The organism is Winogradskyella sp. PC D3.3, assembly GCF_054366245.1.
The window spans coordinates 3,700,208-3,714,093 of the sequence record NZ_CM135962.1 but is presented as its reverse complement, the minus strand read 5'-3'; the positions used below and the strand labels follow the sequence as shown (position 1 = coordinate 3,714,093).

The 13,886-nt window shown below is 35.3% G+C and carries 13 protein-coding genes; all 13 read right to left on the bottom strand.

Annotated features, from left to right (window positions below):
• Window positions 1–13: 13 nt before the first annotated feature.
• The 13 genes from ACXGSQ_RS16505 to udk all read right to left on the bottom strand — a co-directional run bounded on the left by ACXGSQ_RS16505 (window position 14) and on the right by udk (window position 13,848).
• Window positions 14–625 carry a WbqC family protein gene (locus ACXGSQ_RS16505; protein WP_458627243.1) on the bottom strand — a complete coding sequence of 204 codons (612 nt, stop codon included), beginning with the start codon at window positions 623–625 and terminating at the stop codon, window positions 14–16.
• Between the two features lie 19 nt (window positions 626–644).
• Window positions 645–2,258, bottom strand: a complete 1,614-nt coding sequence (lepB, locus tag ACXGSQ_RS16500) for a signal peptidase I (RefSeq protein ID WP_458627242.1) — start codon at window positions 2,256–2,258, stop codon at window positions 645–647.
• A 61-nt stretch (window positions 2,259–2,319) separates the two neighbouring features.
• Window positions 2,320–3,021 (bottom strand): 4-hydroxy-tetrahydrodipicolinate reductase, encoded by a 702-nt coding sequence (dapB, locus tag ACXGSQ_RS16495; protein ID WP_458627241.1) that lies wholly within the window; start codon window positions 3,019–3,021, stop codon window positions 2,320–2,322.
• Between the two features lies 1 nt (window position 3,022).
• Entirely contained in the window at window positions 3,023–3,610 is a 588-nt protein-coding gene (locus ACXGSQ_RS16490) for a DUF5683 domain-containing protein (RefSeq protein WP_458627240.1), read from the bottom strand.
• Window positions 3,600–4,502, bottom strand: coding sequence for a ParB/RepB/Spo0J family partition protein (locus tag ACXGSQ_RS16485; protein ID WP_458627239.1), 903 nt, complete (start codon window positions 4,500–4,502; stop codon window positions 3,600–3,602). Before ACXGSQ_RS16485 ends, ACXGSQ_RS16490 begins: the two co-directional genes overlap by 11 nt.
• Window positions 4,502–5,269 (bottom strand): ParA family protein, encoded by a 768-nt coding sequence (locus tag ACXGSQ_RS16480; RefSeq protein WP_458627238.1) that lies wholly within the window; start codon window positions 5,267–5,269, stop codon window positions 4,502–4,504. Before ACXGSQ_RS16480 ends, ACXGSQ_RS16485 begins: the two co-directional genes overlap by 1 nt.
• Window positions 5,270–5,408: 139 nt before the next feature.
• A complete protein-coding gene (locus ACXGSQ_RS16475) occupies window positions 5,409–5,912 on the bottom strand; it encodes a M16 family metallopeptidase (RefSeq protein WP_458629373.1) in 504 nt (167 codons plus the stop codon).
• Window positions 5,909–8,245, bottom strand: a complete 2,337-nt coding sequence (locus ACXGSQ_RS16470) for a M16 family metallopeptidase (RefSeq protein ID WP_458627237.1) — start codon at window positions 8,243–8,245, stop codon at window positions 5,909–5,911. The genes ACXGSQ_RS16475 and ACXGSQ_RS16470 overlap by 4 nt, the downstream gene beginning before the upstream one ends.
• A gap of 102 nt (window positions 8,246–8,347) precedes the next feature.
• On the bottom strand, window positions 8,348–9,286 hold the full coding sequence (locus ACXGSQ_RS16465) for an alpha/beta hydrolase (protein ID WP_458627236.1): 939 nt from the start codon (window positions 9,284–9,286) through the stop codon (window positions 8,348–8,350).
• A gap of 55 nt (window positions 9,287–9,341) precedes the next feature.
• Window positions 9,342–11,465, bottom strand: a complete 2,124-nt coding sequence (gene scpA / locus ACXGSQ_RS16460) for a methylmalonyl-CoA mutase (protein ID WP_458627235.1) — start codon at window positions 11,463–11,465, stop codon at window positions 9,342–9,344.
• Between the two features lie 55 nt (window positions 11,466–11,520).
• Window positions 11,521–12,924 carry a methylmalonyl-CoA mutase subunit beta gene (locus tag ACXGSQ_RS16455; protein ID WP_458627234.1) on the bottom strand — a complete coding sequence of 468 codons (1,404 nt, stop codon included), beginning with the start codon at window positions 12,922–12,924 and terminating at the stop codon, window positions 11,521–11,523.
• The gene (locus tag ACXGSQ_RS16450) at window positions 12,917–13,243 is read right to left on the bottom strand and encodes an FtsB family cell division protein (protein ID WP_458627233.1); all 327 of its coding nucleotides are present in this window, start codon (window positions 13,241–13,243) and stop codon (window positions 12,917–12,919) included. Before ACXGSQ_RS16450 ends, ACXGSQ_RS16455 begins: the two co-directional genes overlap by 8 nt.
• Window positions 13,243–13,848, bottom strand: coding sequence for a uridine kinase (udk, locus tag ACXGSQ_RS16445; RefSeq protein ID WP_458627232.1), 606 nt, complete (start codon window positions 13,846–13,848; stop codon window positions 13,243–13,245). Before udk ends, ACXGSQ_RS16450 begins: the two co-directional genes overlap by 1 nt.
• Between the last annotated feature and the right edge of the window lie 38 nt (window positions 13,849–13,886).

Sequence of the window (13,886 nt, the reverse complement as noted above, 5' to 3'; positions counted from 1 at the left end):
GTATAGTCTTTGTTTATAAAGTTTGTCGTTTCAAATACAGTTCCGTATTTGGTCCTTCATTAAATAAAAGATCTAAAATACTAAGGTTAGGAATGAACCCATGCTTTTCTGTGAAAACTTGGGTATAAGGCTGAAGCGACTTAACTTCAGAATTTCGTTTAACTAAAGGTCTATAATCTACTTTATCTACAGGCTCTTTTTCAAATAAGGTGGTTTGAATAGGTTCAATATTTAGTTGAAGGCTATTTATGATAATTTCGAAACAGTTCAAATTAAAATCTAAGATATAATCGAATCGTTTTTCAAAAAGTGGCATGAGGTCGTCAATGTAAAATTCGAAAAAAGGAGACGTACTATAAGCTGATTGTAGCGATTTTAAATGAAGTAGCTGCCATTGTTCTTCATTAGCAATTTTCACATCTCTATAGCGTTGTCTGTTCTTCTGTGTGTAACTTACAGGGACTGTCAAGGCCAATTTACCATTAGCACCATAAATTTCGGTTCGGTTTCTATACGATTGTTTTTGATAATTATCAAAGACTTCAAGATGTATGGAATCCGCATTCACAGCAGCCCAAAGGTGCGCAATGTTTGGGAAATAGGTGGGGTGAATAAGGCTTTTCATTACGACTAGTTACGTCAATTTATGATTTTGCTTTTTTCTTCTTTCGCCATTTGTTGAAGAACGTGATTCCTAAAACAAGAACAATAAACGGAATTAAATAAGAGGTGCGTTCATTACCACCACTAACGGTTGTAAATATACGATCCCAACGGAAACTCCAGTTTTTAATACCATCGTTAATACCATCAATACTCATCCAAATGAATACCGGTTTGCCAAAAATATGATCGTTAGGTACAAATCCCCAATAGCGACTATCAATAGAGTTGTGTCTGTTGTCTCCCATCATCCAGTAATAATCTTGGTTAAAGGTATAAGATGTTGCTGGTTGATCGTCAATGAAAATTTGATTTCCTCTTGTTACAACATTGTGACCTTCATATTCTCCAATGACACGTTTGTAAATAGAAATATTATCCATATTCAAATCTACAGTAGCACCAGCTTTTGGAATCCACATTGGTCCAAAGTTGTCAACATTCCAAGGGTAATTGATATCTCTAGGGAAAATCTGACCATCTAAACCTTTTGGTTGCTTTATTGATTCAATCGTATTTATATTTGGTTGAACTTTTAATTGTGCAATAGCCTCATCGGTTGCGGCAAAAATTGTGTAACTACCATCATTCATTAAACGAGCACCATCAGTAATGCCAATTTTCTTTAATAAGTCGAAAAATCTATATTGTTCTGCTTGGGTTGTATGCTGTTTTTTTAAGGTAACATTATAAGAAAATTGCAGATGCGATCTTGGTGGTAACTTATTTTGTTTTCCGTTAATAAAGACATACCCATCTCTAATTTCTAAAGTATCACCAGCAACACCAACGCAACGCTTTACTAAGTTGGTTTTTTTATCAATAGGTTTGTAATAATTTCTATCGGGATTAAAATCATTCATGTTCAGCAAGGTATCTGCTGGCTGATTGAAAACGACAATATCGTTGCGTTTTACATTTTCAAAACCTGGTAATCTTAAAAATGGCAATTGAAGTTTATTGATCCAAGAGGTGTTTCGCTCTTCAAAATTATCATTGAATAGATATGATTTGCTACCTAATTTAGGAATTGTATCGTGTACCATTGGTGCACCAACTGTTGTCATTGGTATACGCGCTCCATAATGTATTTTGCTTACAATAAGAAAGTCTCCTACTAATAACGATTTTTCTAAAGAAGACGATGGAATCACAAACGGTTGAAAAAAATACGTATGAACAATTGTAGCTGCTACTACGGCAAAAAGAATAGAGCTAATCCATTCTCCTGATGCTGTTTTTGGTTTTAATTCGCGGTTTTCAATATAATGCACATCTGCAACATAATTGAGGTAGAAAAGGTAAAACCCTAATGTGATGATGCATATAAGAGCATCTAGTTTACTGTCTTTTCCAAAACTTCTTGCTGTTTCTACCCAAACCGCAGGAATCATAATAAGATTTACAATTGGTAAAAACATTAGAATGACCCACCACCATGGGCGTGAAATAATTTTCATTAAAATAACAGCGTTGTAGACAGGTACAAAGGCTTCCCATGCTTGCCTCCCAGCTTTTATATATAATTTCCATGTACCTAGGCCATGTATGATTTGTATAATGAGTAAAAAGATAAACCACTGTGTCCAGCTCATAATATGTTATTTAATCTAATAGGTTGAAAATTATTTTAATTTGTTGCAATACTTTGGCAAATTAACCAATGTTTAACACATCTTTCATACTAAAGATGCCTTTTTTATCTTTAATCCATTCAGCAGCTATTACTGCTCCCATAGCAAACCCTTGTCGACTATGTGCCGTGTGCTTAATACTTATAGCATCAATTTCTGAATTATAGGTAACCTCATGTGTGCCTGGGACACCTGCAATGCGCTTTGCGTCGATGTGAATTTCACTAGATTTAGGATGGTCTAAGGTCCAATTGTTATGTTTGGTATGTGCTATAATTTGTTCTGCCAATGTAATTGCCGTTCCGCTTGGGGCATCTAATTTTTGTGTGTGATGAATTTCTTCAATCGCTGTTGTGTATTCAGGGAAACTAGACATTAATGCACTCAATCTTTTATTGAGTTCAAAAAAAATATTGACACCTAAACTGAAGTTTGAAGCATATAAAAACGTCCCATTTTTAGAATTACAATAGTCTATGATGTCGTCATAATGCTCTAACCAGCCAGTGGTTCCTGAAATTACAGGAACTCCAGCATCTAATGCTTTTTTTATATTAGTTACGGCAACGGTTGGTATGCTAAAATCTATAGCAACATCCGCCTCTGAAAAATCATAAGTAGAGTTTGAATCTGAAACTTTTAATACAATACTGTGATTGCGATCCACTGCGATAGCCTCAATGCTTTTACCCATTCTGCCATAACCTAGTAAAGCTATTTTCATGTTAAAATTTAAAATTAAGCGTTAGTCCTAAATCCGAAGTGTTTTCCATTTCATTATATTGATAATGCGGGCTTAGGCTTAAATTTTCATCGACATTAAATTGAAGTAGATGGGCATCGATATTGGCGTCAATGATATTTAGCGCATATAAGCCAAAGGTGATTAAGAGTGACATTTCCTTGTTTCGTCTAAACTGTTCTTGCGCTCTAACAAGTCCGTCGTCTGAAATTGTATCATAAAATTCGTCTGTTTTATAACCTGCTAACCGACTTTTATAAGCATCTCTATAACGGTCAAATTGATTATCGTTTCTTACATAAAAGTAAACTCCAGCACCAATAGCTCCCCAAACAATAGGGATTTTCCAATACTTTTTATTGTAAGCCTGTCCTAAACCTGGAAGTACTGCTGAATAAAATGCCGCTTTAGAAGGTCTTAACGGATCTATTTCTTTTTTTTCTAAGGTTGTGTTCGCAATAATAGGACTTTGATCTATAGCAATATTAGTGCTATCTTTCTTTGTTTGAGCAAACGAAAAAACTACCGAGAACAAGCCTATTAAAAGACAGTAAAAACCTTTATTTGTCACGCTGTACCAATTTTTTAATTCGGTTAAAATCTTCTTCAGAATGAAATGGGATCGTAATTTTTCCACTTCCATTTTTTGTCATCTTAACGTCAATTTTGTGGCCAAAATATTCTGAAAAGTCCTTAACTCCTTTTTTGATGTGTACAGGGATTTCAAAATCAGATGCTTTGGTCTTAGCGGGTGCATCAGAGTTTAAGTTCTTAACTAATTGTTCCGTTGCTCTAACTGATAACTTATTGCTTATGATTTTTTCGTAAACTTCGAGTTGGTCAATAGGATCTTCAATATTAACCATAGCACGGCCGTGCCCCATACTTATAAAGCCATCGCGCATCCCCGTTTGAATAATGGGGTCTAATTTTAATAAGCGCAAGTAATTGGCAATTGTAGATCGTTTTTTTCCAACACGCTCACTCATTTGTTCTTGTGTTAACTGAATTTCATCAATTAAACGTTGGTAGGATAGAGCAATTTCTATAGGGTCTAAATCTTGGCGTTGAATATTTTCTACTAAAGCCATTTCTAACGACTCTTGGTCATTAGCAATGCGTATATAGGCAGGAATGGCTTCTAAACCGATTAATTTTGAAGCTCTAAAACGACGCTCTCCTGATACTAATTGATAGGTGTTAAATGCTAATTTTCTAACAGTTATGGGCTGAATAACGCCAAGTTCGCGAATAGATGAAGCTAGTTCTTTTAATGATTCTTCATTAAAATTGGTTCTTGGTTGAAAAGGGTTAACCTCAATACTATCAATATCAAGTTCAACAATATTACCAACGACTTTATCTGCATTTCTATCTTCTGCTGAATTAATATCGTTTTCAGGATCTTTCAATAGAGCTGAAAGGCCTCGTCCTAATGCTTGTTTTTTTGTTGCTTTCGCCATTATAATTCGTTTTTCTTAATCAGCTCTTTAGCTAGACTCAAATAGTTGACAGCTCCTTTACTGCTAACATCATAGTTAATAATACTCTCTCCATAACTAGGAGCTTCTCCTAAACGGACATTACGTTGTATAACGGTATCAAAAACCATATCGCTAAAGTGTTTTTGAACTTCTTCTACAACTTGATTTGATAGACGTAAACGCGAATCGAACATTGTTAATAATAAGCCTTCTATGTCTAACGCTTCATTATGGATTTTCTGTACACTTTTAATAGTATTTAACAGTTTACCTAAACCTTCTAATGCAAAATATTCGCATTGAATAGGAATAATGACAGAATCGGCAGCGGTTAATGCATTCAATGTAAGTAGGCCTAAAGATGGAGCGCAGTCTATTAATATATAATCATATTCCGATTTTAAATCGATGATAGCTTTTTTGAGCATGTATTCGCGCTCTTCTTTATCGACTAACTCAATTTCTATAGCCACAAGATCAATATGAGCAGGTAGTACATCTACATTAGGTGCGTTAGAAGCTACAATTGCTTCTTTTGCCAAAGCAGTATGTTCTAAAACCTGGTACGAACCTATCTCTACAGCGTCGACATCAATACCTACCCCAGAACTTGCGTTGGCTTGAGGATCGGCATCTATAATCAGGACTTTCTTCTCTAGGGCACCTAGTGAAGCGGCTAAATTTACTGAGGTTGTTGTCTTACCAACTCCTCCTTTTTGATTTGCTATTGCAATGATTTTACCCATTAATTGATTTGGTTAAATATAAGGGCTTAAAATTACAATTATTTACGACTTTAAGAAATTGAAGTTGTTAACAGTTCTATAAAAAAATGCAACCTTCTATAGAAATAATAGAAGGCTGCATCCTATTTTGTGTGTAATTTTATTTTTCTGGGTTATGAATTCCAGTGATATGGCCTTGCGTTAAATATTTTTTGGCCACATTATGCAAGTCGGCTACGGTTAAGCTATTTACCGCATCTTCAAATTTTAAGATATTATGGGCATCTTTTTTTAGATAGTCTGCATTTTTAAGTTGTTCTAGCCAAAACCTGTTGGTTTTTAAATCCTCTTTGTAATCTAAGATTTGAGCTTTTTTTACTTTTTCTAAATCTTTTTCTGTCGGGCCTTCACTTACTAAAAGATCAACTTCTTTCATTGTTGCTGCAATTAGTTTATCAACATTTTCTGGACCACATGGGAAACTGATGTTAAATCTAAACCAATCATAAGGCATGCTGCTAATGCTTGCATTTGCCCCTGCACCATAGACGCCGCCTTCTTCCTCTCTTAGTTTTTCTACTAATTTGATGGTTAAAACTTCAGCTAGACTTTTTAAAGCGTGAGCTTCTTTTTCATCGTAATTCGTTGGACCATGATAAGTTATTCTAACAGCACTTTGGGGTCTTCACCTTTTTCAACAATTTTTTTATGATTACCTGTTAAAGGTCTAAAATCACTGACTTTATACATTTCTTTGCTTCCTGTGGTTGGTAAACTAGCTAAATACGTTTCACAATATGCTACCAATTTTTCTTCATCGATATTGCCAACAAAATAGAAATTGAAATCTCCTGCATCAGCAAAACGCTCTTTGTATTTTTCATAGGCTAAATCGTAATCTGCATTATCCATATCTTCTGCGGTAGGAAACCCAGTATATCTTGGGTTTTTGCCATATATAAATTCAGATAATTGATCTTGGAAATAAAACTGCGGACTAGATAAAAGGTTGCCTAAAAATGCTTTTTGTTTATCGGCAAAACTTTTAAATGCGTTTTCGTCTTTGTTTAAAGCCGTAAAATGTAAGTAGGTTAATTGAAATAGTGTTTCTAAATCTTTAGGTGTGGTGTTGCCCGATAAACCTTCACTATACGAGCCAATTGATAATCTTACATTAGCAATTTTACCAGATAGCATTTTACCCAATTCAATTTTGTTAAAACCATTAACTCCGGCTTCTGTTAAACCTCTGTTGGCATTAGTGGTGGCTTTGTATTCTTCATCTGTATATAATGATGTCCCTCCATAGCTATAAGCATCAAATAAGATTTCATCATTTTTAAAATCCGTTTTCTTATATGTTACAGTCGCTCCATTGCTTAGCGTTAAGGTTGTGGTACCAAGAATGTCATCTGTGTTGTATGCTTTAATACTACCTTTTGTCGGTGTTTTAGTGATTAAAGATGTCGCAACAGCCTTGTCTTCATAAGGTTTTAGATCCATTGACTTCACAGAATCTAATAATTCTAATACTTGGGCTTCTTTAACTTTTTCTAAACCTTCTTTTTCAGGTCCAGTAAGTATGACAACGCGGTTATCTTCTTTGATATAAGAAGTGATTAGTGCATTAACTTCGTCTAAAGTAATTGTTGGTAGTTGCGAATTCATGAAATCAAATCTCCAATCCATACTAGGAATAGGGTTTTGTTCTAAGAAATTACTAACGTAACGTCCTACGATTCTATTAGATTCCATTTTGTCTCTATCTTTAAAAGCACGTTCCATATTGGCTATTAAGTCTTTTTTGGCGCGATTAAATTCACCTTCAAAAAATCCGTGTTGACGTACACGTTCATTTTCTACAAGAAGCGTTTTTAAAGCTTCTAGTTGTCCTTCTGGGCTGGTCATGGCAGAAGATTGAAAAGCATTCTTAGTGCGTGCATAGGTGCCTCCGTAGTAGGTGAATCCATAAACAAAAGGAGGATTGTCTCCATTTCTAATTTCATCTAGACGGTTGTTTATCATTTGAGAGAATAAATTTTCGACCATAGATTTTCTGTAATCTGCATAAGTGACATCTGGTTTAGAGTTCACTTTATCTTTAAACATCAGTCTTACATTAGAAAAAGGAGCTTCTTTGTCAGATTCAATAGCAATAAAGGTCTCTTTATGGTTTGGTAAGTCAAAGGATGGTCTAGGTTTTGGGTGTTTCGGATTTTTTATATGTCCGAAATGCGATTTAATTTTAGCTTCTAATGTCGCAACATCAATATCGCCAACAGCGATAACCGCCATTAAATCGGGTCTGTACCAATCTCTATAAAAACGCTTTAGGCTTTCGTATTTAAAGTTTTCTAAATTTTCTTTGGTTCCAATAGGAAGGCGTTCGGCATACATTGAGCCGTGCATCATTTTTGGGAGATACTGTTGCATCATGCGCTCATCTGCACCTTTTCCTAAACGGTATTCTTCTAAAACAACTCCGCGTTCATTATCTATTTCTTCATCTGTTAGTAAGGCGTTATGAGCCCAATCTTCAATAATTTGAAATCCTTTTTCAAGCTTTTCTGGGTCGTCACTAGGAATAGGAAGGATGTATACCGTTTCGTCAAAACTAGTGTAAGCATTAAGATGTGCTCCAAATTTTACCCCAATACTTTGCAGATAATCTACTAATTCGTTCTTTTTGAAATTTTTGGTACCATTAAAATTCATGTGTTCCATAAAATGTGCAAGACCTAATTGGTCTTTATCTTCTAAAATAGAACCTGCATTAACGACAAGTCTTAACTCAACTTTGTTTTCGGGTTTAGGGTTGTTTTGAATGTAATAGGTGAGTCCGTTCTCTAAAACTCCAGTTTTAACATTGGGATCTGTGGGGATTAGATTTGATGGGGTGTAAGTTGTTTGTGCATTTGCTGTTGCAACTTGGGCATTTAATGGAAATACTAGAGCTAAGCACATTAAAACTAATGTACTGATACATAATTTTTTCATTAGATTGATGGTTTTAATAAATTAGTAAAATATAAGAATATTCCTCTAATTTATATATAAAATTATGATATTGAAAGGAATAACAAAATTTTAACTAAATACTTAGTTTGAAGGAAGGGCTTGTTTATTTAAGAATTTTAGAACTAGATTAAAGTAGTCTTCGCCTCCGATTTTCCAGATATCTGAGTGGCCAGCTAATTTGATTTCTATAAATTCTTTATCAATACTTTTAATTCTAGAGTAATTTGCTTTGCCTTCTGAAATAGGAATAGGTTTGTCTTTACCTCCGTGAACCACAAGTATGGGTTGTGTGATGTTTTTACTGTATTTGTAGGGGTTAGCATCATCGGGATTGAAATCGGCGATACTTCCAGCTCTGTTGACAAGGTAATTGCTAAATAACTCTAGGTTAAATCCTGCGTGACGCTTAAAGAAACATTGCAGGTTTGTTTTTAAATTTTTGTATGAGCTTTCTGCAATTCCGTATTTAACACGTTTATCAATTCCCATGGTTTGCAATGTAAAGGCTCCTCCTATAGATTGTCCCCAAAGACCAATATTGTTTAAGTTTTCTTCATTAATTAATTGACTAATTAATGTCTGAATATCTTTAGTTTCTTTAACTCCGTAAGTGAGAAATTGACCTTCGCTTTCGCCAAATCCTCTAGAGTCTAGGGCAACTGAATTAAAACCATTGGTTGAAAGAAATTCACTTAAGTCTAAAAAATGATTTTTAGTATGACCGCTACCGTGTAATAATATAATGGTGCCTTTGGTGTTTTCTAAGTTTGAATAGGTTAATAGAGCAGATAGTTTAAGATTGTCAAATGTTGTAATCGTTAATTTCTTTCTTTTAAATTTTGAGTTGACGTTCGTTTCCAATTGGTGGTTTTTGACTTTTTCCGTTTTAAACAGCGCAGCAATAGGGTTTCTCCTTTCCATTATAAACCGAGGAGCAATAAAATGCACAAGTAGCAATCCTAAAATAAGTAGAATGACTAGATTGCGTTTTATTATTTTGGTTGTTCTGTTTTTTTTCATGGAGTATTGGGCGTCATTTTAATCAGTTTTAAAATTTGAAAATAACGGCTATGAATTAATCAATTAATATCTCTAAAATTTGAATAGCAGCGTCACTAATTTTAGTTCCCGGTCCAAAAACCGCAACAGCTCCAGCGTCAAATAAAAATTGGTAATCTTGTTTTGGTATTACCCCTCCAACAATTACCATAATGTCATCTCGGCCGTGTTTTTTAAGCTCTTCTATAACTTGAGGCACTAGTGTTTTGTGTCCTGCTGCTAAGGAAGATATGCCAAGGATGTGGACGTCATTTTCAACGGCTTGTTTTGCGGCTTCTTTAGGGGTTTGAAACAGAGGTCCGATATCAACATCAAATCCAACATCGGCATAACCAGTGGCTACAACTTTTGCTCCTCTATCGTGACCATCTTGTCCCATTTTGGCAATCATGATTCGAGGTCTGCGTCCATCTTGTTCAGCAAATTTATTAGCTAATTCTCTTGCTTTTTGAAAGCTTTTATCGTCTTTTATTTCTTTACTATACACTCCTGAAAATGATTTAATTTGCGCTTTGTGGCGTCCAAATTCGGCTTCCAAAGCATCGCTTATTTCTCCTAAAGTAGCTCGCTTTCTTGCGGCATCTACGGCTAAATCTAATAAATTTCCTTCATTTGTCTTTGCTGCTTGTGTTAATTTTGAAAGTGCTTTGTTTACGGCATCTTTATTACGATTCGCTTTAATATGTTCTAAACGTTCAATTTGTTGTAATCTAACGGTTTGGTTGTCGACCTCTAGTGTTGCTATGGGGTCTTCTTGTTTAAGGCGGTATTTGTTAACGCCAACAATAATGTCTTGAGTGGAGTCAATTCGAGCTTGTTTACGGGCTGCAGCTTCTTCAATTCGTAGTTTGGGTATGCCGGCTTCAATAGCTTTAGTCATGCCGCCTAATTCTTCAACTTCCTGAATTAGCTTCCAAGCTTGTTTAACGATATCGTCCGTGAGTTTTTCAACATAATAACTTCCGGCCCAAGGGTCTACGGTTTTGGTGATATGCGTTTCTTCTTGAAGATATATCTGGGTATTTCTTGCAATGCGCGCAGAAAAGTCTGTTGGTAACGCAATGGCTTCATCTAGGGCGTTGGTATGTAGGCTTTGTGTGCCACCAAAAGCTGCTGCCGATGCTTCAATACAGGTTCTTGCGACATTGTTAAACGGATCTTGTTCTGTTAAACTCCATCCTGAGGTTTGACAATGGGTTCTTAGTGCAAGTGATTTTTGATTTTTGGGATTAAATTGCTTTACTAGTTTTGCCCATAGCATACGCGCTGCACGCATTTTAGCGATTTCCATAAAATGATTCATGCCAATAGCCCAAAAGAACGATAGGCGAGGGGCGAAGGTGTCAATGTCCATGCCGGCATCTAAGCCTTTTCTAATGTATTCTAATCCATCTGCTAAGGTATAAGCTAATTCAATATCGCAAGTAGCTCCTGCTTCTTGCATATGATAGCCTGATATGCTGATACTGTTGAATTTTGGCATGTTTTTGCTTGAATATTCAAAAATATCAGAGATGATCTTCATGGATGGAGTCGGTGGATAGATGTACGTATTTCTCACCATAAATTCCTTTAAAATATCATTTTGAATTGTGCCTGCAAGTTGGTCGGGTTTAACCCCTTGTTCTTCGGCAGCTACTATGTAAAATGCCATAATTGGTAATACGGCGCCATTCATTGTCATGGATACCGACATTTTATCTAAAGGAATTTGATCGAAAAGAATTTTCATGTCCTCGACCGAATCTATGGCAACTCCGGCTTTACCAACATCTCCTACCACACGTTCGTGGTCAGAATCGTAGCCTCTATGTGTGGCTAAGTCAAAAGCAACGGATAGTCCTTTTTGGCCTGCGGCTAGATTTCGTCTGTAAAAAGCGTTACTCTCTTCTGCTGTTGAAAACCCTGCATATTGTCTAATAGTCCATGGTCTGCGGACATACATAGTTGAATACGGTCCACGAAGATTCGGTGCAATTCCAGCAACAAAATTTAAGTGTTCTAAGCCTTGAATATCATCTTTAGTATATGTGGTTTTGACCTTGATGTTTTCGGCGGTGAGAAAGTCCTTTTCTTCGCCGTTTTTCAACGTTTGTACTTTGTTTTTTAATGTTATATGTTGAAGGTTTTTTCTAGACATTCTTAATGTGTTTTTGGAGGTTTAAAATCATTATAGGTTTTTACTATAGTGTATTTTACTCCTTGTTCAATCTGTTGTATTCCAGTTTTTCAGATAGTCTTTTCTCAATGATTGGTTCAATTAAGGTTTTGCGCTTTTGGATTTTTAAAAATGGACTAATTTCTAAGTCGTGTTTCATTTTGTCAGTGGTATTAGGATGTTTATTTGATCCTAATAAAACTAATTTTTCAGCATCAAAATCGGCTTGTTCTTTAGCTGCGCTTTCTTTGATTTTTCGTTGAATTGTTCCTTCTTTTAATTGACTTAAAAAACCTCCATTAGCTTCGATGTTCTTAAATATGTTAAGTGCTTTTTCTGCTAATTGTGCGGTTAAGCTTTCAATGTAATATGAGCCATCTGCAGGATTATTGACTTTGTCTAAATAGCTCTCATTTTTTAAAATCAAAAGTTGATTTCGAGCAATGCGATCTCCAAACTCATTTGGATAGTGAAAAATAGCATCATAAGGTAAGTTGCAAATGGTATCGGCTCCACCAAGAATAGCACTCATACATTCAGTGGTTGTTCTTAGCATGTTTACGTTATAATCGTAAATAGTTTTATTGCGTTTACTCGGTGTTGCAGAAATTCTGCAATTGGTGTTTAAGCCATACTCAGAAGCTAGTGTAGACCATAATTGGCGTAAGGCTCTAATTTTTGCTATTTCGAAGAAATAGTTTGAGCCAACAGCGATGCTAAAAGATACGTTAACATTGCTTAATGCCGACTCTTTATTGTTGTCAAAATGATTTAAATATTCATTAGCATGAGCAAGGCTATAGGCTAATTGTTGGGTAATGGTTGCTCCTGCATTTTGATACAAGCTGAGATCGATACTGACTTGATTCGTTGATTTAACTATGGCTTCGTAGGTGCTGAAATCCTTGTTGAGATTGCTATACCAATTTCCTGTTTTAGCTAAATTGCCGATGATATCAGTAAGGATATTTAGACGCGATACTTCAGTATCACTTGTGTTGAGTGCGTTTGAAGTGCGTTGAGTCTTATTTCGTAAATTTTGAACAAAGCTATCTGAGAGGAAATCACATTTGAGATCAACGGTTACTTTGTTTAAATCGATGTTTTCAAATAATTCTTTAGTCGAAATGGTCTGAGATGTCAGGTTAAACCAAATACTATCGGCACCACGATTAATAGCGTCAAGAGCTTTTAAGTTGGCTGTTTTAGCATCGGTAACATCAATAGATTGGGCGATTTTCCAAAGAGTTGCTTTGCTGTTTGAGATTTCGGGAAGTGCGTCAAACTCGTCGGCATGGTAAAACGGTTTTACATTAATCCCTTCATTTGTTTTCCAGATTAGGGTGTCATTGTAATCTGCACCTTTAAGGTCTGCTTGTATTTTCTGTTTCCATTCTTTTGAAGATACGTCTTCAAAGTCATTAAATAATGATTTACTCATCTTTTTTCTGTTTCGTAATACTGTCTTCGTATTCAATAATGAAAATATCTTCGTTAGATTTTTTCATGTAATAGGTTTCGCGTGCGGTACGCTCAATACCTTCGTCTGTGCTGAGTTCTTTAATGGCTTTATCGTCTTTGGCCATTTCGTTTCTGTAGTGTTCCTTTTGGTATTCTAATTCGTTAATATCGTTATTTAACTCATGATGGAACAACCATGAGTGGGCATCAAAAAACAACATCCAAACCACAAATACAATAAGAACAATGACGTATATGTTCTTAAACGGTTTTAGATATTTGATATTGAATTTAGACATTATAAACGCTCGTTGATTATGGTTTTAACGATATCCACAGCAACTGTGTTGTATTTGTTGTTAGGGATAATGATATCGGCATATTCTTTCATTGGTTCAATAAACTGCTGATGCATGGGTTTTAACGTTGATTGATAACGTTGAAGCACTTCATTTATGTCTCTACCTCGTTCTGTAATATCGCGTCTTAATCGTCGTATTAAACGCTCATCAGAATCTGCATGAACATATATTTTGATATCAAAAAGATCACGGATTTCAGCATGAGAAAGTATTAATATCCCTTCAACAATCATAACTTTTCTTGGTTTTGTAACAATAACATCACCTGTTCGGTTATGTTTTACAAATGAATATACAGGTTGATTAATACTGTTTCCTGCTTTTAATTCTTTCAAGTGGTGCTCTAATAATTCAAAATCTATAGATCTTGGATGGTCAAAGTTAATTTTAACACGCTCTTCAAAACTTAAATGTGAGGTGTCTTTGTAGTAAGAATCTTGAGAAATTACACCAACTTCACCTTCGGGTAATTCTTTTAGAATAGTGTTAACAACTGTTGTTTTTCCGCAGCCTGTACCACCTGCAATTCCTATAATAAGCATATTGATTTTTTATTTGTTTGAACGCTACAAATTTAATT